We start from the raw sequence: 22,782 nt of genomic DNA, 5'->3' as shown, positions 1-22,782 counted from the left end.
AGATTGCTGCCGCCAGAGACCAGTTTGAAAAAGCTAAAAATCAGTATCTAATTACTCTGCGTGAATTGCGCCTGCAGGCAGCAACTGCCTATTTCTTGTTGCAAAATGCCGATGATCAAGTGCGGATTGGTAAATCTGCGGTGCAATCCTCCTCTGTTAATTTGCGCGATGCCAGGGCGCGCCTGCAGGCGGGTGTTGCCACCAAGCTTGATGTGATGGAGGCCGAAACCCAGCTGGCCCGCGATCAACAAAAACTCACCCAGGGTTTATTGCAGCAGTCTGTAACCCGCAGAGACCTAGCTCGCTTGCTTGACCTTCCCCAAAACATAACGCCCACTGCCGCTGATCCTTCAACCCTGCTAGGGGTGTGGCAACCATCCTTGCAAGAGAGCATTGTGGCGGCCTATGCCTTCCGCGAGGAGCTCAGTAATTTGATCCTTGATGTTTCTATTGCCAACTCCAACGCCAATAGTGCCCTTGGTAATGTTCAACCATTTTTAAGTATTTTCAGTACATCTGGTTGGGATAAAACCTTTGGCGAGGCAAACGTTGATGGCCCTGCCAATATGGGTTTGGTTGTTGAGCAGTTGCGTGAAACAGTAGGCCTCAATCTCAAATGGAACATATTTGATGGCGGTAGATCAGCAGCCCAGGCCCGCCAGCAGCGCCAACTCGCAACCGAAAACACCTATAAATTTTCAAGTCAAAGGGATGCAATTCGCTATGAAGTTGAGCAGGCCTATTTTTCTCTGCAGGCTCAGATCCGCAATTTAATCACCACATCAAGGCAAGTTCTATCCACCCGCGAATCCCTACGCCTGGCCCGTTTGCGCTTCCAAGCTGGGGTTGGCACCCAACGCAATGTTGTTGATAGCCAGCGGGATGCCACCACCGCAGAGGTTGAATATTCCAACGCCATTGGTAGATACAACACAAATGTGGCCCAATTGCAACGGCGCACCGGCCTTGATCGGGTGCTGCGCTGCACCCCAGCCCAATTACCCACTAAGCCCACAAGGGATCCAATCACAGACGTACCTGTTATTCCAGTGCCTACCAATTCCCCTTGCCTAATTCAAGCGGCACCCAAATAGCTTCGAAAATCTTGCCCTCTTCCCGCTTGCTGTTTTTAGCCCTCAGGCTTGGTTTATTTCAGGCCTGTTTAGGTGCCCTGGCAGTGCTCACCCTGGGGATATTTAATCGTTTATTGATTGATGATTTCCAGGTGCCGGCTGTGTTAACGGCCCTTGCCTTGGGTTGCCAGCAATTGGTTGCTTTTACGCGGGTGTGGTTTGGCAAGCGCTCTGATCAGTGCCGGCTCGGTGGTTTACGCCGCACCCCATTCATCCTTGGCGGTGCAGCAGCTTTTTGCCTTTTGTTTTGGCTTGCCGGCAGCACAGTGCTGTGGGTGGCGGCCGCAGCCCAGGCAGGCGATAGCGCCGCGGTGCTAACGCGCTCGCTTGTGCTGGCCTTGGTTTTTCTTCTCTATGGCACAGCCATCTCCGCCAGTTCCACCCCTTTTGCTGCCCTTTTGGTTGATGTCACCAATGAACGGGAACGGCCCGCCCTGGTGTCGGTGGTGTGGTCGATGCTCACGGTTGGCATTGTTGTGGGTGCAATTTTTGCCAGTCGCTTTTTAGGTAGTGCCTGCGCCAGCACCGATTTAAGCCTGGTGATCTCTGCGGTTCGCGAGCTCACGGTAGTAGCGCCAATTGTTATTTTTGGCTTGATTTTAGTTGCCGTAATCGGGGTTGAACCCTCGCTTACCAATGGCCCAAAACCAGCAACTGCGATCTCACGCAAGATCCAAGAGTTGGGTTTTAGTGATTCGATTAAATTGCTGCGGGCCGACCCACAAGTGGCCTATTTCTTTTGTGTGCTGTGTTTATTTACCTTCAGCTTATTTCTGCAGGAAGCCGTACTTGAGCCCTATGGCGGCGCCGTTTTCAATATGACCGTATGTGATACCACCAGGCTAAATGCCCTCTGGGGCATGGGTACCTTGGTGGGTATTGCCAGCACCGGGTTTCTCTTGGTGCCAAGGCTTGGCCCCCAACGCACCGCCCTCATCGGTGGGGTTGTTTCGGCTGTTTTTCTAGTGGCAATTGCAGCCTCTGGCCTGTTGCAATCGGTGGCGCTTTTTAAATTTGCCCTTGTTCTATTTGGCTACGGAGCAGGTGTTGGCACAAATGCTTGCCTCACCTTGATGCTTGGCCTCACCTCCCCCCAACTGGCGGGCACCTTTATCGGCCTGTGGGGATTAGCCCAGGCCTATGCCCGGGGGTTTGCAACCGTTGCAGGCGGTGGATTACTTAGTTTGTTTGGCGGTTTCTTTGGCAATCAAAACAGCTACGGCGCCTATGCCAGTGTGTTCCTGCTGCAGGCCTTTGGTTTGTTGCTGGCGGGAATCCTGCTTTTACGAGTTGACACCGCCTTATTCCAGCAAAGGGTGCAACGGGCCCTTGGCGATTTACTTGCCCTAGACCTTGATGCCTGAGCTGCCCCCCTCGCCCCAAAACACTTTCCCTGTTGATCACCAGTGGCAAGCCCTCTTTGAATTGGTTGATCTGGTGGCTGATCGCCAGCGGGAGGATTTCGGCCAGATCAGCAGTGCCCTTAAAGCCGATGGCAGCCTCGTTACCGCCTGTGATCAATGGAGTGACAGCACCTTGGCCGCTGGCCTTGCTCGGATTTATCCCGGCGATGGCCTTTTGAGTGAAGAAGGCAGCACCGTGGTGCCTGCGGAAGATTGTTACTGGGTGGTGGATCCCCTTGATGGCACTACAAATTTCTCCGTGGGTTTGCCGATTTGGGCAATTTCCATGGCCCGTTTTGCTGGCGGTCAACCCGTGGCGGCAATTTTGGATGTGCCGCCCTTGCGTCAACGCTTTGTTGCCATCAAGGGCAAGGGGGTGTGGCGCGATGGGGTTTCCTTGGCTAGCCCCGGTGGCCCGCGCCACGGCTGCAGTTGCGCCAGCCTTTGCACCCGTTCAATCAAGGTTTTAGGCAGCCTTAAGCAACCATTTCCAGCTAAAACCCGCATGCTTGGTGTGGCAAGCCTCAATCTGCTTGGGGTTGGTTTAGGCACGATGCTCGCGGCCTTGGAAGCTACGCCAAAGGTGTGGGACATCGCTGCGGTGTGGCTGATGCTGCAGGAATTGCAGTGCCCCCTGCGCTCAATGGCAGCACCGCCTTTCCCTTTAACCAAGGGATCTGCAGAAGCTGATGCCAGCTATCCAACCCTGGCGGCCTGTAATCAAGAGCAATTGGAGCGATTCATGCCCTGGGCCAATCAGTTGGTTTGATTAATCAATCAATTTCCCAGTTAGGGATTTTCAATGCCAAGCTCTAGCCACACCGCCTGCAGCAAGCTGGTGAGGCCATATCCGGTGGCGGCTGAAATCAAGGCAACCTTTTGTTGTAGAGCTGTTTCCAGGCTTGTTTGAATTTCTTTTTGCTGTTCCGCATCTATTAATTCGCTTTTACTTAGCACTGTGATCCTGGGCCGCTCTGGTAATCCATGGCCATAGGCCTGTAATTCATTTAATAGTGTAATTGCATCAGCTTGGGGATCATTGGTTGAGCAATCAACTAAATGAATCAATAACTTTGTGCGTTCGATGTGCCGTAGGAAATCATGGCCAAGCCCAGCCCCCCTGGCCGCCCCTGCAATTAAGCCAGGGATATCGGCAAATACTGTGCCATCGCCGCTGGGACGTCGCACCACGCCAAGGTTTGGCACCAGCGTAGTGAAGGGATAATCGGCAATTTTTGGCCTGGCACTTGATAACACTGAAATAAGGGTACTTTTGCCGGCATTTGGCATGCCCACTAAACCCACTTCAGCTAAAAGTTTTAGTTCTAATTGCAATTCTCTTTGCTCGCCCTCTTTGCCCTCTGTGAACTTCTCCGGGGCCCGGTTGCGGTTGCTCAGGTAATGGGCATTGCCCAGCCCCCCCTTGCCACCCTTGGCGATTATCAGTTTTTCCCCCTCATCCACCAAATCGCCAAGCAACATGCCGCTTGGTAACTCACGCACTTCAGTGCCGCAGGGCACTTTGATCTCAAGGTCGTTTGCACTGGCTCCGGTGGATTTGTTCGGCCCTCCCCTGCGGCCATCATTTGCTTCAAACAAACGTTTGTATTTGAAATCAAGCAGGGTTTGCAGATTGCTATCCGCCACCATCACCACATCACCACCCCAGCCGCCATCACCGCCTGAGGGACCCCCGGCTGGCACATATTTCTCCCGGCGAAAAGCAGCGATGCCATCGCCCCCCCGGCCGGCCTTAACGGCGATCTTGGCCTGGTCGATGAACTGCAAAATGCCTTAGCCAATCCCCCATTAAAGTTGAACATCTCGCCCTGCCCATTTGGCTGAGGTTGAATTTCAAAACCTGCGCAAGCAATATCCCCCCCGCCGTGGTGCTGCTGCGGTTGAGGTTTTACGCGGAATTGATTTAAAGATTAAAGACGGTGAATTTTTAGTACTTGTGGGCCCCTCCGGTTGCGGCAAGAGCACCTTGTTGCGCCTGTTGGCCGGTTTGGAAACCCCAAGCGCAGGGGAGGTGTTGGTGGGCGGGCGCACCGTAACCAACCTGCCCCCTTCCCGCAGGGACGTGGCAATGGTGTTTCAGAGCTATGCCCTGTATCCCCACCTATCGGTGGCGCAAAACATTGCCTTTGGGCTAAGGCGCAGCGGTCACCGTGGTTGGCAGCAACAGCTGCGGGATTGGTTGGCCCGCAACACTGCATTTGTGCATTCGCCCAGGGAGCAAGCCATCACAAAGCAGGTGCAGCACGTGGCGGAAATGCTCAACCTCGGCCCATTGCTGGATCGCTTACCAAAAGAATTATCTGGTGGTCAAAAGCAAAGGGTGGCGCTTGGTAGGGCGATTGCCCGGGAACCGGCTGTGTTTTTGATGGATGAACCGCTCAGCAATCTGGATGCAAAATTGCGGGGTGACACCCGGCGCCAAATCGTTGATTTGCAGCGTTCCCTTGGGGTTACCACCGTGTATGTAACCCATGATCAAGTGGAAGCGATGACCATGGGCCATCGCATTGCCGTTCTCAATGGCGGCTGTTTGCAACAGCTCGGCACCCCCATGGAGTTGTATCAAAAACCATCAAATTTATTTGTGGCTCAATTCATTGGCTCACCGCCCATGAACCTGCTCAAGGTTGAAGTGGTTTCAGCAGAGCAGGTGCTCTTGGGGGGGCGCCGCATAACCCTGGAGCCAGCGGCGGCCGGATTGCTGCATAACCATTTAGGGAAACAACTTACGGCTGGTTTACGCCCGGAAAAATTGCGGCTTGCCCCTGCCACCAACCGCAATCTGCCAGCGGAGGTGGAACAGATTGAAGCCCTAGGTAATGAAGTGCTGGTGGCGGCGCTGCTGCAGGAAAGTGGCGAAAAAGTGCAGTTCAGGGCCCTGCCGGCGGCGGCTTTGCAATTGGGGCAAGTTATTCACCTGGAGGTGGATGCCAGCGGCTGGAGCTTGTTTGATGCAGATGGGCTTGCCCTAGGGCAGGTTCTCTAGTTGCAGGGTTGAGTGGGCGATGCCGAGTTCAGCCAGGGCTTGCTTGGCCTGGTGGATTAATTCCATATCGTTAACGGCTTGGGGATTCCTGAGTAGATGGGCGGTGAGGGCGGTTTGGGATGTGCTCATGCCCCAAACATGGATGTGATGCACGTTCACCACCCCAGGTAGGGATGCCAGGGTGGTTTCAACTGCTTCCATATTTATGCCTGGGGGCACCCCATCTAGGGCAACTACCACGGATTGACGCAGCAGTTTCCAACCGGTCCAGGCCACTGCCAAGCCAACCAAGATTCCGGTGAAGGGATCCAACCAATGGATGCCGGTGAATTGAACCAAAAGGGCACTCACAAGAACCGCTGCGCTAACGGCGGCATCGGTTAACAGATGGAATACTGCGGCTTTTTTATTTAAGTCGTGGCCGTGGTTATGGCCAAATAAGCGGGCGGAGCCAAGATTTACAAGGATGCCGATGAAGGCGGCCACCGCCACCGGGCCCGCTGTAACTTCCACCGGTTTTGCTAAGCGCTGGAGCCCCTCCACAATCACCACAGCGGAGGCCATCAAGATCAGTGCCGCATTGGCCATGGCAGCCAGCTGGGTACTGCGGCCAAAGCCATAGGTGAATTGTTTGCTGGCGGGCCTTGCACTTAATTGTTCGGCGCCCCAACCGAGCAACAAACCCGCCACATCGCCGAGGTTATGCAAGGCATCACCGATCAGGGCAAGGGAGCCAAAGCCGATGCCAATGGCTAACTGCAACCCTGAAAGGCCACTGTTTAGGAGCACACTCCAGCGGAAAGCGGCGGGATTGCCATCCCGATGTTCGTGTTGGATTTCGTGGGGATGAGCCAATGGTGGGGTTAACGCAGCCAAACAACGCTGCATCCTGGTCCGCCTTCATCTTGGTTGGCATCACAAACTTTGTCCACGTAATTGAGCCCCTCCAGCCAGCTGCGTAGGCCACGCTTTAAGCGACCGGTGCCAACGCCATGCACCACCCAAAGGGTGCCGCGGCATCGGCGCAGGTGTTCTTCCACCACTGCTTCCGCCTCATGCACCCGCATGCCGCGCACATCAACGCTGTTGTTGCTGGTGCGCGGGCTGCTGCTGGCAGCGCTTGACTTAACAACTCTTGCTGGAGTTGCAGCTGGAGCTGGAGGTGGTGCCACTGGCTTTTCACCGTGCAAACCTTCGATGCCATCAAGGGGCACCGTGAGTCGCAACACACCGCAGCGCAATTGCAGGCTGTTGCCGCCATCGCCAATGGCCAGCACCTCAGCTGCTTTACCAAGGCTTAGCAAGCGCACTCTATCCCCCACCTGGGGCAGCCAGCCCTTTACTGGTGGGGGGGCGATTTGGCCGCGGTGAGCCGCTTCTAAAACTTTCAACCTCTGGCCCGCTTGGCGGGCATCCTCTCCGCCGGCATCACCACGGCGCAGCCGTTTAATTAATTGCCGCACCTCTTTTTGGCCTTCGCGAATCGATCCCACCAGTTGGTCGCGGGCCAGGCCCTGTTGCTCGATTTTGATTTGTTGTTGTTGCTGCCAGCGTTGTTGCAGTTCCTCGTGCAACAGTTCTGCCCGCATCAAAAGGGCGGCTGCTTCTTCAGCGGCCTCCTGTTGCCTTTGCCTTTGCTCTTCAAGGCCAAAGATAACGCTATTAACTGAGCTGGCACCTTGGTTTTCAAGCATGGTTTCAGCTGCCTGCAGCACCGGCTCAGGCAAGCCCAATCGCCTCGCTACCGCTAGGGCGTTGCTTCTCCCCGGAATACCCCAAAGCAACCTGTAGGTGGGCCTAAGGCTGGCTTCATTGAATTCAACCGAGGCATTTTCAAAGCGGGGGTCGTTGTATTTGAGCGCCTTTAATTCACCGAAATGGGTGGTGGCAACCGATAACTGCACCGTTGCCGCCAGCTGTTGCAGTAGGGCGGTGGCTAAGGCACTGCCTTCACTGGGATCGGTGCCAGCGCCCACCTCATCTAGCAGCACTAGGGCCGGAGCTAGGCCACCGTTAGCTGCCGATTGCAGATTGGTGATAGCAGTAAGGATTCTGGCAATGCGTTTCACATGGCCGCTGAAGGTGGAAAGGTTTTGCTGAAGCGATTGTTCATCGCCGATATCAGCTAATACCGCCGCACACCAGGGCAATTTTGCAGTGCCTTGGCAGGGTAAAAACAGCCCCGCCCTAGCCATAAGTGTTGCTAGGCCAAGGCTTTTAAGCGTTACGGTTTTTCCGCCGGTGTTGGGGCCTGTGATGGCAACCACCCGCAAATTGGGCTCGATCTGCAAACTCACCGGCACCACAGGCGCACCCCCCTCCTGCCGCTCCTGCCACACCAGTAGGGGATGACGTAATTCCAATAGCTGCCAATGCTGGCTGCCAAGTTCTGGTTTCACCGCCCCAAGCCAGGCGCTGTAGCGGGCTCTTGCAAGGGCGAGATCCAACCGGGCCAGGCAGTTTTGAAGGGCCGCGAGGCCATCGGCTTCAGCCCCCACCGCTTTGCTGAGGTTTAGCAACACGCGCCGCTCTTCCTGCCTTTCTTGCCCTTCCAGCTCGGCGATGCGGTTGCCAAGGGCCACCACCGCTTGGGGTTCAATAAATAGGGTGCTGCCGGAGGCAGAGCTGTCGTGCACCTGGCCCTGGATTTGACCAACGGCGCTGGCCTTCACGGCAAGCACCGGTCTGTTGTGGCGTTGCGAAACCACGTTGTCTTGCAATTGAGCTGCCCAGCGGCGGATTAATTCCTGGAGGCGCCGCTGCCGCTCGAGCCGTTGGGCTGCCAATTGACGCCGCAGTGCTTCTAGGGCTGAACTGGCGCGATCCGCCACGCGACCGCCCTCCTCTAGGGCAAAACGCAACTGTTGTTCCAATTCCGGCAGGGTGCGCAAGCCCACCAGCAATGCGGTGCTAACTGGCCTGAGCAGGGGATCATCGATTTGACGCCGCAGGCGCCTGGCGGCAGCAAGGGTGTTTGCTAATTGCAGTAGGGCTTCACCATCACTGCAGCCGCCTTTGGCGCATAACTGCACTGTGTCAGTTGTGTCTGCAACGCCAACAAAACTGAGTCCACCCTCTAAAAGGCCGTCTAGGCCAAGTATTTCAGCGGTTTCCTCCAGGCGCCGCCGCGCCTCTTCAAGGTTGGGGGCAAGGGGGATGGCCTCGCATAATTTCCGCCCCAATACGCTGCCGGCGAATTGGGCCAATTGTTGGCCGAGCCTGCCCCACTCCAGTAATTGGAGTGCTTCTGCTTCGATATCAAGCGTGCTTGGCATCCCTTTCCAGGTTGCTGGGGATGCCACCGGGGGGCTCGTAGAGCATTTCGAGCCAGTTGCCTTCCGGGTCTTGGAGGTAGAAGCTGGCGGTGCCATCGCGATGGTCATGGATGGGCCCACAGCTATGGCCTGCCGATTGCAGTTCTGCGTGCAGGGAATTCAATTCGGGGCGATCTTCAAAATGAAAAGCAAAATGGGGCCCAGCTGCTTTGTAGCTGGGCCCTAGTAGGGCTAAGCCGTCGGCGCCTGCCATCAGGTAGGCCCAGTCGGGGGCATCCCACACCAAACGCATCCCTAATTGTTGGTAAAAGTGCTTAGCCCTAGCCATGTCAGCCACTCGAATGGCCACATGGCCCAGCCTTTCCACTCCCATGGCAATGATGCGATTACTCCCATTGTTGAGGCCAATGGTGCCTAGTGGTGATTCCAGGCAAACTGCAAGTTAAGTGGCCTGCTTTTTTGGTGTTTGATGCCCCTGGCTATCGCCCTGTGGCGCTTTCCCTCACTGGGATGGCAGCCCTAACTGCCGCTTGGGTGCTGCTGTGGCCTGTGCCCACGGAAGTTGTTGGCCGCGGGGTGTTAACCGTGCCAGGTGATGCCACCTTGCTGGATGCCAGGGCAGCCGGCCAGATCCTTGATTTATTCATGGAGCAAGGTCAATTGGTGCGAAGGGGGCAACCGCTGCTGAGGATCTATCTACCTGCCTTGGAGCAGGAATTGCAGCGTCAAAACCGTGATTTAGCAGAGCTGATTGCGATCAACGCAAACCTCAACCGCCGGGATGGCAGCCGCTTAAGGGCAGCCCAAAACCTTAAAAACACCGCCCTGGTGAAGTTGCAAAGCGATGCTGCCAATTTGCGCCAGTTGAAAACTACTTACGACCAAAAACTTGCCGATTATCGCTACCTAGCTGCCCGGGAGGTGGTTGCACCATTAGCTGCTCCTGTAGTGAGCACAGAGGATCGTTCCACCCAATTAGCAGTAAATATTGCTGATTTGCGCATTCAGGAGCGGGCTGCCCAGGATCAATATCAAAAGATCAAACTTGAGATCGATAGTGAACAGCAGCAGCGCGATTACCGCATCAACGATTTGCGCCGCACGATTCGAGTAACCCAGCACCGGCTTGCTTTTGAAGGCACCCTAAAAGCAAATAGGGATGGCAGGGTTTTGGACGTGCAGGTGGTGCGCGGTCAAACGGTGAAGGCCGGCCAAAGGCTCGGCACGCTCCAGGGCCTACGGCCCCTGCCCCTGCGGGCGGTGGCTTATTTCTCCCCCGCCGATGCCAGGCGTTTGCGGCGGGGCTTGCCTTTGGAATTAGTGCCTGATTGGCAGCAGCGGGGCCGCTTTGGCGGCGTAGAAGCGGAGGTTGAAAGGGTGAATTTGCTGCCTGCCACTGAGGAAGACGTGAATACAACCCTTGGTAATCCCCAGTTGGCCCGGGAATTGGTGAAGGATGGCCCCGTAATGCGGGCTGAATTGTTGTTGAGTCGCAACCCTGCCACAAAAGATGGCTACCGCTGGACCCTTTCCGCCGGCAGCAGGGTGTTTCCGCTTAGGGAAGGGCTTACCCTCACGGCCCATAGTTATGTGGAATGGCGGCCGCCGATTAGTTATTTAGTGCCGGTGTTGCGCAATCTCACCGGTAGCTATCGCACCCTGCGGCAATTGCGTTGGGATCGTTCAAATCTGCGTCAAAATCCAGAGGAACTCTGATGAATTGGTTCCACACACCATTGCGGCGGGAATTGCCTTGGTTGGCGTTAGCTGCTGTGCTTTTAGTGGTGCTGCTCCATGCCAACGCCCCGGAGTTGTGGTTTTGGTTTGTATTGCTGGTTTTGTTATTAATTTGGCGTGGGATTAATTGTTGGTGGCAAGCGAATCAAGTTGATTCAGGGGAGGGCTAAGTTCCCGCAGCAAGCGGGCATAGCTGAGGTTTGCCTGGGTAATTGCTTCTGCTTTTGCTTCCATGGCCACAGTTAATTGCCGCAGGCTGTCGCTCACATCGCTGTAATCGGCAAGGCCCACCCCATAGCGGGCCCTGGCATCCCGCAGGGCTTCCCTGGCGGCGCGGTAGCCATACCGAGCAGCCACTACTTGCGCTAAAGAAGCTTCGTAGTAAAAAAATGCGCTTTCCAATTCTTGGCGAATGCGATTGCGTTCCCTTGCGCTGGCAAGGCTCAACCGTTCAGCTGCGGCGCGGCTGGCGGCCACCTGGCCGCTGGTTACACCACCATCAAAAAGCCGCCAATTGAATCGCAAGCCTGCGGCCCAATCTGCCTGTTGGTTTTGCACTATGGGGATGTGGGTGGCAGCGCAACAACCCTGAAGTTTTACGCCAAAGTTGCTGATGTTGTTTTGGCCGTAGCCCCCTTCCGCAAATAGGCCCAGGTTTGGCAGCAGCTGGGCAGCTTGACTATCGGCTTGGCGCAAAAGGGCATCCCGCGCTGCTTTCAGGGCTAGCAACTGGGGATTTTGATAGAAGCCCTGCACCAGGGTGTTTTCGAGGCTGAGGGGCCAGGGGGGTTGCAGATTGATGGGCCCGGCGGCGCTGATGGTGGTGTTGAAGGCAACGTTGAGCAGGTTGGAAAGTTCCCGCTGGCTGCTGCGGCGATCAGCCATTGCTTGCAACAGGCGTCGTTTGCCCTCCTGGCTACGGGCTTCGATGCGGTATTGATCAAGCCGGGGCACTAGGCCTGCCTGCTTAAGGGCCTTTACCTGGCTTTGGATCACCAGGTCGTTTGCGAGCACCGCTTCGCGAATCCGCACCAACTGTTGAGCTAGTTGCAATCTGTAAAAGCTGCTGCTCACCGCTAATTGGGTGGCCCGCAGTTGATCGCCATAGCGAGCGATCGCTTCTTGGCGTTGGGCTTGCCTTGCCGCCAGGGTGGGACCACGGCTGAGATCTAAAAGGTTGTAATCAAGCCGTAGGCCAGCCGAAATATCAGCAAAACCAGTGGTGAGTGCATTCCAGCCATCGCTTGTAACTCGAAAGCTGGCACTGGGGGCATAGGTTTTGATGCTGCTGCCATTTGCTTGGCTAACGCTGCTGTATTCGGGATAAAGCGAAAAGTTGTTTTGGGGAGCGAAATTATATTGGCTTTGTTGGCTGTAACCACCTCGGGCCCGAAAGCCGATGGTTGGTGCAAATAAACCCTTGGCACTTTGCACATACCCTTGGCTTTCGTTTATTTGGGCTTGGCGTTCCTTTAGGGCTAAATCATTTATCAAAGCCAGTTCTTGTGCTTGGGCCAGGGTGAGGTGCAATTCCTGGCGAATCGTTAGTGCATCGGCTTGATTTGGTATGGCTGAATTGGCTGGCGCTAACAAACTGCCAGACGGGGCATCAGCTAAGGAGGCAAGGCTGGTTTCTTTGCTGTTTGGTATTTCCCCAAGGGCCCTATCTAGCTGGCCTAATTCCCGCTCTAGCTGCCCTAGTTGACGCAATAGGGCAGCAGAAGCTGCAGGGGCTTTTGCTTGTATTTGCGCTAATGGCCCCACCATTGCCAAGCCAAGGCTTGCCGCCACCAGGATGGCTGCGGTCACTTTTGATCCTCAGCTGAGCGCAGGTTGTGTAAACCCAAGCTGGTGCGAGCTAAGCAGCCGATGCTGAAGCAAATCAGGCCGCTGCCCAGCAGCCCCCAATGCACTTTGCTGCGCTGGTCAGCCAATTTCACAACCGCCAGCAACACCACAAGGGCCGCTACCCAGGGGAGGCTCACAAGTAAACGCAGCACCTGGCGGTTCATGGCATCAACGTTGCTGGGGGGCGGCTTTGCTGAGCTTGGCTAACCCCCAAGACACCTTGCAAACACAACCAATGCTGAAGCAGATGGCGCCATTACCGATCAAGCCCCAGCCATGGCTGTGTTCACTGAACTGGTCGATAAAAAGCAGGCGCATAGCGATCAGTGCGCAGGTGGCAGCAGCCCCCCAGGGGGCATAAACCCAACCAACAAAAAAGATCAGCCTTGGCGGAGCCATGTTGCTGCGTCGCAGGCGTGATAAGTGAGGATTAAATCAGCACCGGCCCGCTTGAAACAAAGCAAAGTTTCAAGCACCACGGCTTTTTCATCGATCCAACCGCGTTCGGCGGCGGCTTTAACCATGGCGTATTCCCCACTTACGTTGTAGGCAGCGATTGGTAGTTCGGTTTCTGCCCGCAACCTATGAACGATGTCTAGGTAGGCCATGCCTGGCTTCACCATCAAGATATCGGCACCCTCCTGTTCATCCAGCAGTGCTTCGGTAAGGGCTTCCCGGCCATTGGCGGGATCCATTTGGTAGGTGGATTTATTAGTTGGGATCGGCTTGGCTGTGGTGCTCCGCGGGGCTGAATCCAGGGCTTCGCGGAAGGGGCCGTAGTAAGCGGAGGCGTATTTAGCGGTGTAACTAATGATGCCCACATGTTCAAAACCCTCAGCATCTAGGGCTTCACGAATCGCCCCCACCCGGCCATCCATCATGTCGCTGGGGCCAATCAGATCGGCACCGGCCATGGCTTGGGTAACCGCCTGGCGGCAGAGAATTTCAACGGTTTCATCGTTTAGCACAATTCCCTCTTGGCTAACAATGCCGTCGTGGCCATCGCAGGAATAGGGATCGAGGGCAACATCGGTCATCACCGTCATGGCGGGATGCACTTCCTTTATGCGTTTGATTGCCCTGGGGATAAGGCCGCCAGCATTGAAGGATTCACTGCCATCTTCAGTTTTAAGGCCATCGGCCACCTTGGGAAATAACACCACACAGCGGATGCCTAATTCCCAAGCTCTACCCACCTCATGGATTAAGCCATCCAAACTCCAGCGCTGGCAGCCGGGCATGGCGCCGATCGCTTCATTGGTTGCCCCTTCGTGCACAAAAAGGGGATAGATGAAATCAGCGGGGCTTAGCTGGGTTTCCCGCACCATTGCCCGCAGGGCAGGGGTGCGCCGGAGCCGGCGGGGACGGTAGGAAAGTTCCATGGCATAAAACCTGACTAGGGGGAATCCTAGAGAGAGGCGGAAACGGCGATTAAACCACTGCCAGCAATAGCACTGATTTGGTAGATAAGATCTATTCGATTTATTTTTAACATAACAGTTTGCTGCTGTTCTGCTGGAGCAGTTTCGTATAAATTGCTGCCCCAAACAAATAGGGCGAAAAGAACTATAGAAGCAATATATCCAAACAGATAGAGCTGATCGATGAAGGTGATATAGCTGAGTTTTGGCAAATCTGAGCTTGTGCCAAGTTGCAAAAACACCAGGGTTAAAAGGGCGGTGGAAGGAATCGCTAATCGCAATTCCGTGAATTTACCCTCAAGGTTGGGCGCTAAAATTAACATTGCCATCACAGCAAGCCAGGGCATTATATATTGGTAAAAAGAGGGCCAAAATTCCGTTGCGTAGTTCACGGTGTAATCAACTCGGCTAAATTCAGCTCCCTTTTCGCCATTGCTTTCACCAAAGTTAGTGCTATAAGCATAAATTGATTTAGTTAAAGATGAACCCTGCAGCTCAAAGCCATTAAGGCCTGCATATTGGCCTAAAACCCCTCTGGTGCCAAGTTTTGGATAGAGGCTGATTGCTTGATCGGCCATTGAAAATATGGTGGGCCTGGTTTCAACCGTGATCGGTAATTCAAGGTACTCAAAGGGAAAGCGCTTGAGATTCTGAGCGTCGTCGTAAAATTTCGCTGAAAAACGCACCAGTTGCAACCTATTTCCATCAGCCTGAAGTTCTGGTTCATTGCTATCTAATTGAATATTGGAATCCCAGGTTTCCACTTGATTCACTAATTCAACAATTTCTAGAATAGGTATTTTGTTTTTGGTAATTATTTCCTGCACCGCTTCCGGCCACTTCAGCCAAAACCAACCCTCAGCGTTAAATGTTTTATCTTTCAGGGATAAATTGTAAATATTTTCAATATGCATGCCAATTTCGATATCTCGCTTGGGATCTAATGGTCTAACAGCTAAATCGGATTCTGTTTGCCTAGGGGCTGCGGCAAAGCTGTGGTGTTGAAGCCCTAAGCCAAGGCTAAAACTGAAGAATACGCCAATAAAAAATAAAATAAAAACTTTTTTAATACCCATTTTAATCCGCTTCCCAGGCTATTTATAATTCAATAATATCACAAAACACCATTTGCCACCAGTTGATCCCTTGGATTTAACTTCAGGCTTTGGCGCAGCTGGCGCAACTGTTCATAGATTCGCTTCTCTTCCGGGTTTAGTTCTGATGGGATTTGAACTTGAATAGTGAGCAGTAAGTCGCCCCTACCTTGGCGCAGGGGCCAGCCTTTTCCTTTTAAGCGCAGGCTGCGGCCGCTATTGATGCCAGCCGGCACTGTTATCAGCGCCTCCCCATCGGGGGTGGGCACAATTAATTCACCACCAAGAATCGCTTCTTCTGGGCTTAGGGGGAGATCAGCGCGCATTAAATCCCCCTCAAGTTCCCACACTGGATGGTTGTCTAATTGGATATTGAGGTAGAGATCGCCCCTGCGGCCACTGCTGGGTTGCAGGTTGCCTTTTCCTTTTAGCCGTAGCCTGCTGCCAGTGCGTACTCCTGCTGGTATGCGCACCTGAACTTTCTCTTGATTCACCTGCAAGCTGCGTTCGCAGCCGCGAAATGCTTCCGCAAAACTAACTTTTAGGTTGGCGGAAGCATCAAGGTTTGGGCTAGGGGTTGAGCCAGCCCCAGGGAATCCACCCATGCCAAAACCGGCTGGGCCTCCAAACCTGCCCAGGAGGTCGTTGATGAAATCATCAAAATTGCCGTAACGGCCGAAATCCACATCAAAACCAGCTCCTGGCGCCGCACCGGCCTGGTTCCAATATTGGCCAAATTGTTCATAGCGTTGGCGTTTTTCCGGATCTGAAAGCACTTCATAGGCTTCACTTATTTCTTTAAAGCGAGCTTCTGCGCTGGCATCTCCAGGGTTCACATCCGGGTGATATTGCCGCGCAAGGCGTCTAAAGGCCTTTTTTACGGCATCAGCATCAGCCCCCCGCTCCAGTTCAAGCACCTTGAAATAGTCGCGGTAACCACCCCCTGCCATCACCAACCTGCAAAATCCATTTGCCCCAGTGTCTCAGCTTTTGGCTAAGCAAGGGAGGCGGAAGCCCGAACGCTGGCCTATTCGCCTAATCTGCAGGCAATTGCCCTAAGAGGATGGCTCGTTTTGGCTGGGCTTTACCCCTGCTTGCTTACTTGTGGGTAGCGCCCCTTGAAATGCCCGCTAGGGCAGGCAATTTAGGCGATGCAGTTAGCCCATCTACGGCGGAGCAGTTGAAATTTGCAAAGGCCCTAAAGCAGGCGGGGGCAATTTTTTATGGTGCCTGGTGGTGCACCCACTGCTTCCATCAAAAAAATCTTTTTGGCACAGAAGCAGGCCGGGAATTGCCCTATGTGGAATGCGATAAAGAAGACGCCGGCCGCGAACGCTGTAAAAAAGCAGGAATAAAAGCCTTCCCCACCTGGACTCTGGGTGAAAAACGCAAAGAGGGCGTGATGAATCTCAAGGAACTACGCAGCTGGGCAGAGCTATAACATTCAGCTGGGTGTGATTATTTAACTAATCTAGATTTACTCATTTAAACGCCACCCTGTTATATTTTTGCAAATTGCCCATCTCTGCATGCAAGCCCAATGGAATGGCAAGGTTATTGCCAGCAGCAACAACATTGTGATGGTTGATGGTAATGCTTATTTCCCATTAGAAGACCTTGACCAGGTTTATTTTGAGCCTTCCAGTCACACAACTGAATGTGGCTGGAAGGGAACTGCCAGCTATTACAACATTAATGTTGATGGCAAGGTAAATGAAAATGCTGCTTGGTTTTATGCAAATCCAAAAGAAGCAGCAAAGCAGATCAAGGGAAGAGTTGCTTTTTGGAAAGGGGTTGTTGTGAATTAATTTTACAACAGTAATAAATTAAATGTTGTACTAATTCAGTTAATAAATTCTTTTAAAGGCATTAAATAATCTTTAAAGGGCCCTTCCAGGCCCAATGAGTTATTTGGTTGATAAGGCTAACTTCACCCCATCTCCCCTAAGGGTCAGGCGGCCACGGGGGCGGCTTGACGGGAGAAACGAACGATGTTGTTCGCTGTTACGGTTTTGCTCTCACCGAGCAGGCTTCAGTCATCCGCCTGATGCCCCGTCGAAACCATTGCAGCCCCTTGCAATAGGGGGAAATGGAGCTGAGCGGAATCGAACCGCTGTCCGAAGCACTGGTGTGGATCACCTAGTTCGATCGAAACCGAACCCCATCATTGTGGCAGCAGCTATGGCAGTAGTGGAAGGAGCTGAATACAGCTGCATAGCAGTGGTGCCCCCCGGCCTTGAGCTAGCAGCTGCGGCTGAACTCACTGCCTTGGCCTGCACTGCCGTAAAAACGCTCCATCGTGCCGTGCGTTTTCGCACTAACCAAGCCGGTTTCTATCGCGTTCATCTCCAAGCCCGCTTGCCTTTTCGTTTTTTAAGGGAGCTATCCCATTTCCCCTGTCGAAACCGTGAGCAGCTGCATAGTGGCGTGCAAGCTGCTGCCGATTGGCACCACTGGTTGCCCCCCAGCCGCAGCTTTCGCGTGGAGGCAACTGGCAGTATGCCGGGTTTAAGCCACAGCCACTACAGCGCCTTAGCTGTAAAAAATGCCCTGGTTGATTGGCAGCGTGAGCATTGGGGTGAACGCTCCAGCATTGAGCTGGATAACCCGGATTTGGTGTTGCACCTGCACCTAGGTGGAGCAGATGCAAGCCTTTATCTAGATGGCAGCGGCGAAAGTTTGCACCGTCGCGGCTATCGGCCCGCCATGGGCCTTGCTCCCCTTAAGGAAAACCTGGCCGCTGGTTTGATTGCCCTCACCGGTTGGGATGGTTCGCTGCCCCTTGTGGATCCCCTATGCGGTTCGGGCACCCTTTTGATTGAGGCAGCTGCCATGGCCCTAGGCCGGGCCCCTGGCCTTGAGTTAGCCCAAGCCGGCCGGTTTGCCCTGCAACGCTGGCCTGATTTTGAAGCCTTGCTATGGCGTGATGAGCTGGCAGTTGCCACGGCCCTAGGGCGCAGCAAGCTGATTGATGGCAGCCCCATGGCGCCAATTTTCGGTTTCGACAACAACGCCGCAGTGGTGGAGCAAGCAAAGCAAAATGCCGCTGCAGCTGGTGTTTCCCCATGGCTGCAATTTGAACTGGCTGATTTTCGTGATTTTCAACCACCCCAGCAAGCGGGGCTAATTGTGTGCAATCCCCCCTATGGCGTGCGTTTAGGTAATGAAGAAAACCTTGAGCAGCTTTTTTTTGATCTCGGCCAGATGCTGAAGCAACGCTGCTCTGGTTGGCAGTTGTGGTTATTGAGTGGTGATCCCGCCAGCACTGCAGCGATGCGGCTAAAGGCCCGCCGCCGGATTCCCATTAGTAATGGCGGCATCGATTGCCGCTGGCTCAACTACGAAATCCGTTAACGGCCCAGCAAGGTGCGGGTGGTGCGGCTGATGCCAGCAGTTGTTTGCGGTAGGTAAGGCCCCTTAAGCAATTGCCCGCCAAGGCGCAGCAACAGGCCAGCCAGCACCAAGTCAACGGCACCAACAATTAAAAAAGCTGCCAGCCAGCTCCACTGCCACTCCTGCACCAGCCACAGCAGCGCAGCGCCATGGACCACCAACAAAGCACCGCTGAGTAACACAAGCGCAGTGCCGATCAATAAAGCGCCAACAATTAAACGTCTTTTTTCGCGATCCGCTTCCTGCAGTGCAATGCGCACATGCAGATCCATCACCGATGTAACCAATGAAGCCAGCCTGGAGCTGGTGCTGCGGGGAGTTGAATCAGCCATGGCGATTAGCGCCTACGGCCGCTTAGAAGCAGGCCGGCCAAAAGTCCCACCCCAGCGGCTAAACCCAATGCCAGTAGGGGGCGCTCCCTAACCGGTTGCTCTATTTTGGGTCGTAGGTTTGCATTCAAATCATCAAGTAATTGCTCAAGTTGTTCCTCCAGCGGTTGCAGGCTGTCGCCTAAACGGCGGCCTTGATCGCTCGCAACTTCAAGGAATCCCAGCAGTTGCTCTTGAATAACAGTGGCGGTGCGGCCGGTTTGATCAGAGATCAACAGCACCACCTCATCAAAACTGCCACGGGTACTAGTAAGGGTGTCTTGGGTGATCTGGGGCCATTGCTTTTGGATTACAGGCAATAATTCAGCAAAGCGCTCCCTGAAAAGTTCGCCAACTTGGCCAACGGAACTGGTTGGATTTGAACTGTCCATAGCCATGGGCAACCAATTTGTTTACAGGCTACCCCTTGTGCAGCTGGCAAATTGAGCTACGGTCGCTGCAACCTTGCTTCGGGGCTTAGCCGCCGCTTTCCTGTTGGTTTATATCAATCAGGTAAGCCTCACCCATTTTAAGTCTTTTGGTGGTTCCGTAACCATTCCCCTAAACACTGGATTCACAGTGGTAACGGGCCCCAATGGTTCAGGTAAAAGCAATATTTTAGATGGAATTCTTTTTTGTTTGGGTTTAGCCAATAGCCGCGGCATGCGAGCCGAAAGGCTGCCGGATTTAATCAATAACGGTGTTATGCGCGAAGGCAAAGCGGCTGAGGCTGCAGTGTCTGTGCGTTTTGATCTGGCCGGTTGGCAACCCGATGAAGCTGAGGCCGGCCTCGAGGCCCCAGCTGAGGGCCCTTGGATAAAACCTGGTCAACAGGAATGGACCGTTACCCGCCGCCTCAGGGTGGCCGCCGGTGGCACCTACAGCAGTAGCTACAGCGCCGATGGCATCAGCTGCAATTTGCAACAGCTGCAAACTCAATTGAGGCGCCTGCGGGTTGACCCCGATGGCAGCAATGTGGTGATGCAGGGGGATGTAACCCGGATAGTTTCGATGAGCGCTAAGGATCGCCGCGGCATCATCGATGAATTGGCCGGGGTAGCCCTATTTGATAGCCGCATAGACCAAGCCCGCGCCAAATTGGCCGAGGTGCAGGAAAGGGAAGACCGTTGCCGCATCGTTGAAGGTGAACTGCAGGCATCCCGCACCCGCCTTGAGCGGGATTGCCAAAGGGCGCGTTTATATCAAGAACTAAGGTTCAAATTGCAGTTGGGACGCCAGCAGGAACAGGTGCTGCAGGTGGAACATTCCCGCCAGCAGCTGCAGCAGTTGGCACAGCAACAGCAGCACCTAGAGCAGCGTCAAGGCCAAGAGCAGGAGGCTATTCAGCGGGGTGAAACGGAAATCCACAAGGCCGCAGCGGCCCTGGAACAATTGCAGCAGGAGGTGAAATCCCTTGGTGAAGACCAGCTTTTGGCAGTGCAAGGCCAGCTTGCTGAATTGGAGGCAGCCGCAAGGGAAAGGCAAAGGCGGGTTGAACGGCATCAACAGGAATCAGCTCAAATTCAGCAACAACGCCATCAGCTATTGCAGGAGCGGGGCGCCCTGCTCGATCAACAGCGCCGACTGGAAGCCAGCGATCAGCATGAAATGCGTGAACAAGCCCAACAGCAATGCCTCACCGCTGAAGCCGCCGTGGAATTATCCCGCCGCCGCCTAGGGGAGGTGGCTGGTCGTTCAGGTAGCTGGCTTGAGGCGCAACAGCAGCTCAGCCGCCGCCGCCAGGAGCTGGTGGCCCAACTAACTCCCCTGCAGGCGGAGCAGTTGCAACTCGATGAACGTTGCCGCCACGATCGGGAGCGGTTGCAGGAGTTGGAGCAACAACTTGGCCAGGAGCAGGAAGGGGCAAGCGTTGCCCAGCAGCAATTGCAGCAATTGCAAAGCCAACTGCAACAGGTGTTGCAAGGGGGCAAAACAGAGCGCAGCTCCATCCAGGAGTTGGCGGAAGCCCTTTCCCTGCAGCAGCGCACCCGCCAACGGCTCGAGCAGGAACAACAGCAGCTGGAGCGTGAAATTGCCCGCCAAGACAGCCGCCGTGAAACCCTGCAAGAAAGCCGTGGCACCGGCGCCCTGCGGGTATTGCTAGAGGCTGGTTTGGAGGGCATCCATGGGCCCGTTGCCCAGTTGGCAGAGGTGGAAGAACGTTTTCGCCTTGCCCTTGAGGTGGCCGCCGGTGGCCGGCTCAGCCAGGTGGTGGTTGATAACGATCGCATCGCCGCTAGGGCGATTGAGCTGCTGAAGCAACGGCGAGCCGGGCGGCTTACTTTTCTACCCCTCAATAAAATTCGCGCCGGCTCCAATTTTTCAGCCGCCTCTTCATCCACCCAGGCCAGTGGGTGCCTTGGCCTTGCCCTAGAGCTGTTGCATTTTGAGCCGGTTTATGGGGAGGTGTTTCGCTATGTATTTGGAGAAACCCTTGTTTATCAAGATCTGGAATCGGCCCGCCGTGAATTAGGCCGCAATCGCATCGTTACCCTCGATGGCGAATTATTGGAGCGCAGTGGTGCGATCACCGGTGGTAGCCAACAGCAGCGCAGCGGTTCCTTAAGTTTCGGCCGCGCCAATGAAGGTGATGAGGCCGAACCACTTAGGCGGCGCCTAATGGAATTGGGTGAAACCTTGGTGGCCTGTCGCCGCAAAGAACAGCAGCTAGCCACAAGCCTGGAAGCGCTTCAAACCTCCCTTGGCAACCAACGCTCCCAACAGGCGGCCCTTGAGGCGGAATTAGCCGCAGCCCAAAGGGCCCATGGCCCCCAACTAAACCGTGAAGCGCAATCCCGCCAACGCTTTGAGCAGCTGCAAGCCAGCCTCGTTAGCGACAGTGAAAAACTCCAAAAACTAACCATTGCAATCGAGCCATTAGAGCGGGAAAGGCTTTCGATTGAGGTGGCTGAGGCCAGTGCCGGTGAACAGCAAGACGGAGCCAGATGGCGGGTATTGCAACAGGAACTAGAAGCTGCAGATGTTGCCCTAAGCCTTGCCAGAAACCATAAAGATGGCCTGGAAGCAAGCCAAAGGGAATCCAGCCTGGTGTTGGCGCGTTTGCAAAGTCAACTGGAGGCATTGGTTAGCAATGAACAGCGGATCCAAGCGGCCGCCACCGCACTCACGGCAGAGGTTCAGGAATTACGCCAGCAGCAATTGGCAGATCAAAGCCGCCGCCAAGGCCTAGAAGCCGAGCAGCAAACATTGCAAACCCGTTTTGGCGAGCAGCGCCGCGCCCGTGATCAAGCGGAAGCCCATCTGGCTGGCCAGCGCCAACAACAGCAGCAGCACCAGTGGGAATTGGAACGGCTGGGTGAACAGCTGCAGGCACTGATGGAAGAGCAGCGCAACCTTGCTTTACGCCTGCAGCAACTTGAACTTGCCCTGCCTGAGCCCCTGCCGGAATTGCCAGAGGAGGTGCGGCAAGCCGGCTTGGAGCTATTGCAGGAGCAGTTGCGGGTTGTGCAGCAACGGATGGAAGCCCTGGAGCCCGTGAACATGTTGGCCCTGGAGGAGTTGGAGCAGCTGGAAACCCGTTTAGCCGAATTAGCGGAACGCTTGGCTGTGCTGGCCAGCGAGCGGTTGGAATTGCTGTTGAGGGTGGAAACCGTTGCCACCCTGCGCCAGGAGGCATTTATGGAGGCTTTTCGGGCCGTTGATGGCCATTTCCGCGAGATATTTGCTGGTCTTTCCGAGGGGGAGGGTCAGCTGCAATTGGAAAATGACCAGGATCCCCTCGAGGGGGGACTCACGCTTGTGGCCCATCCCAAGGGCAAAGCGGTGCGTCGCTTGGCATCCATGTCGGGGGGTGAGAAATCGCTCACGGCGCTTAGCTTTTTGTTTGCCCTGCAACGTTTCCGCCCATCGCCTTTCTATGCCCTTGATGAGGTTGACAGCTTCCTTGATGGCGTGAATGTGGAAAGACTTGCCAGTTTGATTTCTTCCCAGGCCGATGCTGCTCAATTTTTGGTAGTTAGCCACCGGCGCCCAATGATTGCGGCAAGCACCCGCACCATTGGTGTTACCCAAGCCCGCGGCGCCCACACCCAGGTGGTGGGTTTACCCTCTGCAGCCTGATGGCCAATCCTGCGCCACAATAA

Annotated in this window: 22 protein-coding genes; 10 read left to right on the top strand and 12 right to left on the bottom strand. The window is 54.8% G+C overall.

What is annotated here, in order from left to right; genetic code table 11:
- From C7K08_RS08150 to C7K08_RS08140, 3 genes are all read left to right on the top strand, one after another.
- A partial coding sequence (locus tag C7K08_RS08150) for a TolC family protein (RefSeq protein WP_133165186.1) occupies positions 1–1,094 on the top strand: 1,094 nt, incomplete at its 5' end.
- A gap of 11 nt (positions 1,095–1,105) precedes the next feature.
- A complete protein-coding gene (locus C7K08_RS08145; RefSeq protein WP_106500140.1) occupies positions 1,106–2,497 on the top strand; it encodes a BCD family MFS transporter in 1,392 nt (463 codons plus the stop codon).
- Positions 2,490–3,305: an inositol monophosphatase family protein gene (locus C7K08_RS08140; RefSeq protein WP_106500139.1), complete on the top strand. Its 816-nt coding sequence runs from the start codon at positions 2,490–2,492 to the stop codon at positions 3,303–3,305. The genes C7K08_RS08145 and C7K08_RS08140 overlap by 8 nt, the downstream gene beginning before the upstream one ends.
- A gap of 20 nt (positions 3,306–3,325) precedes the next feature.
- Here C7K08_RS08140 and obgE read toward each other — a convergent pair whose 3' ends face one another.
- Positions 3,326–4,324, bottom strand: coding sequence for a GTPase ObgE (gene obgE, locus C7K08_RS08135; RefSeq protein ID WP_106500138.1), 999 nt, complete (start codon positions 4,322–4,324; stop codon positions 3,326–3,328).
- Between the two features lie 49 nt (positions 4,325–4,373).
- Here obgE and C7K08_RS08130 point away from each other — a divergent pair, with 49 nt between their 5' ends.
- Positions 4,374–5,543 (top strand): ABC transporter ATP-binding protein, encoded by a 1,170-nt coding sequence (locus tag C7K08_RS08130; protein ID WP_106500137.1) that lies wholly within the window; start codon positions 4,374–4,376, stop codon positions 5,541–5,543.
- Here the strand turns inward: C7K08_RS08130 and C7K08_RS08125 are convergent.
- Genes C7K08_RS08125 through C7K08_RS08115 form a run of 3 tightly spaced genes read right to left on the bottom strand, consistent with a single transcriptional unit; the run spans position 5,526 to position 9,191 of the window.
- Positions 5,526–6,398, bottom strand: a complete 873-nt coding sequence (locus tag C7K08_RS08125) for a cation diffusion facilitator family transporter (protein ID WP_241537148.1) — start codon at positions 6,396–6,398, stop codon at positions 5,526–5,528. The genes C7K08_RS08130 and C7K08_RS08125 overlap by 18 nt on opposite strands.
- Positions 6,399–6,406: 8 nt before the next feature.
- A complete protein-coding gene (locus C7K08_RS08120) occupies positions 6,407–8,818 on the bottom strand; it encodes an endonuclease MutS2 (protein ID WP_106500135.1) in 2,412 nt (803 codons plus the stop codon).
- Entirely contained in the window at positions 8,802–9,191 is a 390-nt protein-coding gene (locus C7K08_RS08115; RefSeq protein ID WP_106500134.1) for a VOC family protein, read from the bottom strand. The genes C7K08_RS08120 and C7K08_RS08115 overlap by 17 nt, the downstream gene beginning before the upstream one ends.
- Before the next feature lie 44 nt (positions 9,192–9,235).
- Between C7K08_RS08115 and C7K08_RS08110 the strand changes: the two genes are divergently transcribed.
- Both C7K08_RS08110 and C7K08_RS15875 read left to right on the top strand, forming a co-directional pair.
- Positions 9,236–10,534: an NHLP bacteriocin system secretion protein gene (locus tag C7K08_RS08110; RefSeq protein ID WP_241537147.1), complete on the top strand. Its 1,299-nt coding sequence runs from the start codon at positions 9,236–9,238 to the stop codon at positions 10,532–10,534.
- Positions 10,534–10,725, top strand: a complete 192-nt coding sequence (locus C7K08_RS15875; protein WP_106500133.1) for a hypothetical protein — start codon at positions 10,534–10,536, stop codon at positions 10,723–10,725. The genes C7K08_RS08110 and C7K08_RS15875 overlap by 1 nt, the downstream gene beginning before the upstream one ends.
- Here C7K08_RS15875 and C7K08_RS08100 read toward each other — a convergent pair.
- Genes C7K08_RS08100 through C7K08_RS08075 form a run of 6 tightly spaced genes read right to left on the bottom strand, consistent with a single transcriptional unit; the run spans position 10,679 to position 15,868 of the window.
- On the bottom strand, positions 10,679–12,364 hold the full coding sequence (locus tag C7K08_RS08100) for a TolC family protein (RefSeq protein ID WP_106500132.1): 1,686 nt from the start codon (positions 12,362–12,364) through the stop codon (positions 10,679–10,681). The two genes, C7K08_RS15875 and C7K08_RS08100, sit on opposite strands and share 47 nt — an antisense overlap.
- A complete protein-coding gene (locus tag C7K08_RS08095) occupies positions 12,361–12,567 on the bottom strand; it encodes a hypothetical protein (RefSeq protein ID WP_106500131.1) in 207 nt (68 codons plus the stop codon). The genes C7K08_RS08100 and C7K08_RS08095 overlap by 4 nt, the downstream gene beginning before the upstream one ends.
- Positions 12,568–12,571: 4 nt before the next feature.
- Entirely contained in the window at positions 12,572–12,802 is a 231-nt protein-coding gene (locus C7K08_RS08090) for a hypothetical protein (protein WP_106500130.1), read from the bottom strand.
- Positions 12,784–13,785 (bottom strand): porphobilinogen synthase, encoded by a 1,002-nt coding sequence (gene hemB, locus C7K08_RS08085; protein ID WP_106500129.1) that lies wholly within the window; start codon positions 13,783–13,785, stop codon positions 12,784–12,786. Before hemB ends, C7K08_RS08090 begins: the two co-directional genes overlap by 19 nt.
- Positions 13,786–13,811: 26 nt before the next feature.
- Positions 13,812–14,900 (bottom strand): ligand-gated ion channel, encoded by a 1,089-nt coding sequence (locus tag C7K08_RS08080; RefSeq protein WP_106500128.1) that lies wholly within the window; start codon positions 14,898–14,900, stop codon positions 13,812–13,814.
- 38 nt (positions 14,901–14,938) lie between these two features.
- Positions 14,939–15,868, bottom strand: coding sequence for a DnaJ C-terminal domain-containing protein (locus tag C7K08_RS08075; protein WP_106500127.1), 930 nt, complete (start codon positions 15,866–15,868; stop codon positions 14,939–14,941).
- A gap of 113 nt (positions 15,869–15,981) precedes the next feature.
- On the opposite strand from C7K08_RS08075, the gene C7K08_RS08070 reads away from it, so the two are divergent.
- The 3 genes from C7K08_RS08070 (at position 15,982) to C7K08_RS08055 (ending at position 18,272) form a co-directional block, all read left to right on the top strand.
- On the top strand, positions 15,982–16,359 hold the full coding sequence (locus tag C7K08_RS08070) for a thioredoxin domain-containing protein (protein ID WP_106500126.1): 378 nt from the start codon (positions 15,982–15,984) through the stop codon (positions 16,357–16,359).
- Between the two features lie 88 nt (positions 16,360–16,447).
- On the top strand, positions 16,448–16,726 hold the full coding sequence (locus C7K08_RS08065; protein WP_106500125.1) for a DUF427 domain-containing protein: 279 nt from the start codon (positions 16,448–16,450) through the stop codon (positions 16,724–16,726).
- Positions 16,727–17,099: 373 nt separating this feature from the next.
- Positions 17,100–18,272, top strand: coding sequence for a THUMP domain-containing class I SAM-dependent RNA methyltransferase (locus C7K08_RS08055; protein WP_106500143.1), 1,173 nt, complete (start codon positions 17,100–17,102; stop codon positions 18,270–18,272).
- Here the strand turns inward: C7K08_RS08055 and C7K08_RS08050 are convergent.
- Both C7K08_RS08050 and C7K08_RS08045 read right to left on the bottom strand, forming a co-directional pair.
- Positions 18,269–18,643 carry a phage holin family protein gene (locus C7K08_RS08050; RefSeq protein ID WP_106500124.1) on the bottom strand — a complete coding sequence of 125 codons (375 nt, stop codon included), beginning with the start codon at positions 18,641–18,643 and terminating at the stop codon, positions 18,269–18,271. The two genes, C7K08_RS08055 and C7K08_RS08050, sit on opposite strands and share 4 nt — an antisense overlap.
- A gap of 5 nt (positions 18,644–18,648) precedes the next feature.
- Complete coding sequence (locus tag C7K08_RS08045) at positions 18,649–19,071, bottom strand: glycine zipper domain-containing protein (protein WP_106500142.1); 423 nt, start codon at positions 19,069–19,071, stop codon at positions 18,649–18,651.
- Positions 19,072–19,174: 103 nt separating this feature from the next.
- On the opposite strand from C7K08_RS08045, the gene smc reads away from it, so the two are divergent.
- Complete coding sequence (gene smc / locus C7K08_RS08040; RefSeq protein ID WP_106500141.1) at positions 19,175–22,759, top strand: chromosome segregation protein SMC; 3,585 nt, start codon at positions 19,175–19,177, stop codon at positions 22,757–22,759.
- The last annotated feature ends 23 nt before the right edge of the window (positions 22,760–22,782 follow it).

The sequence above is a fragment of the Synechococcus lacustris str. Tous genome, assembly GCF_003011125.1.
GTDB lineage: Bacteria > Cyanobacteriota > Cyanobacteriia > PCC-6307 > Cyanobiaceae > Synechococcus_D > Synechococcus_D lacustris.
Note: the sequence above shows the minus strand (reverse complement) of the source record. Positions and strands in the feature narration are given on the sequence as shown.

Coding starts and splice junctions, on each gene's coding strand:
- C7K08_RS08120 (WP_106500135.1), bottom strand. CDS start 8,818: ATGCCAAGCACGCTTGATATCGAAGCAGAAGCACTCCAATTACTGGAG.
- C7K08_RS08045 (WP_106500142.1), bottom strand. CDS start 19,071: ATGGACAGTTCAAATCCAACCAGTTCCGTTGGCCAAGTTGGCGAACTT.
- hemB (WP_106500129.1), bottom strand. CDS start 13,785: ATGGAACTTTCCTACCGTCCCCGCCGGCTCCGGCGCACCCCTGCCCTG.
- C7K08_RS08115 (WP_106500134.1), bottom strand. CDS start 9,191: ATGGGAGTGGAAAGGCTGGGCCATGTGGCCATTCGAGTGGCTGACATG.
- C7K08_RS08080 (WP_106500128.1), bottom strand. CDS start 14,900: ATGGGTATTAAAAAAGTTTTTATTTTATTTTTTATTGGCGTATTCTTC.
- C7K08_RS08090 (WP_106500130.1), bottom strand. CDS start 12,802: ATGGCTCCGCCAAGGCTGATCTTTTTTGTTGGTTGGGTTTATGCCCCC.
- C7K08_RS08140 (WP_106500139.1), top strand. CDS start 2,490: ATGCCTGAGCTGCCCCCCTCGCCCCAAAACACTTTCCCTGTTGATCAC.
- C7K08_RS08075 (WP_106500127.1), bottom strand. CDS start 15,868: ATGGCAGGGGGTGGTTACCGCGACTATTTCAAGGTGCTTGAACTGGAG.
- C7K08_RS08050 (WP_106500124.1), bottom strand. CDS start 18,643: ATGGCTGATTCAACTCCCCGCAGCACCAGCTCCAGGCTGGCTTCATTG.
- C7K08_RS15875 (WP_106500133.1), top strand. CDS start 10,534: ATGAATTGGTTCCACACACCATTGCGGCGGGAATTGCCTTGGTTGGCG.
- C7K08_RS08070 (WP_106500126.1), top strand. CDS start 15,982: ATGGCTCGTTTTGGCTGGGCTTTACCCCTGCTTGCTTACTTGTGGGTA.
- C7K08_RS08095 (WP_106500131.1), bottom strand. CDS start 12,567: ATGAACCGCCAGGTGCTGCGTTTACTTGTGAGCCTCCCCTGGGTAGCG.
- C7K08_RS08065 (WP_106500125.1), top strand. CDS start 16,448: ATGCAAGCCCAATGGAATGGCAAGGTTATTGCCAGCAGCAACAACATT.
- C7K08_RS08055 (WP_106500143.1), top strand. CDS start 17,100: ATGGCAGTAGTGGAAGGAGCTGAATACAGCTGCATAGCAGTGGTGCCC.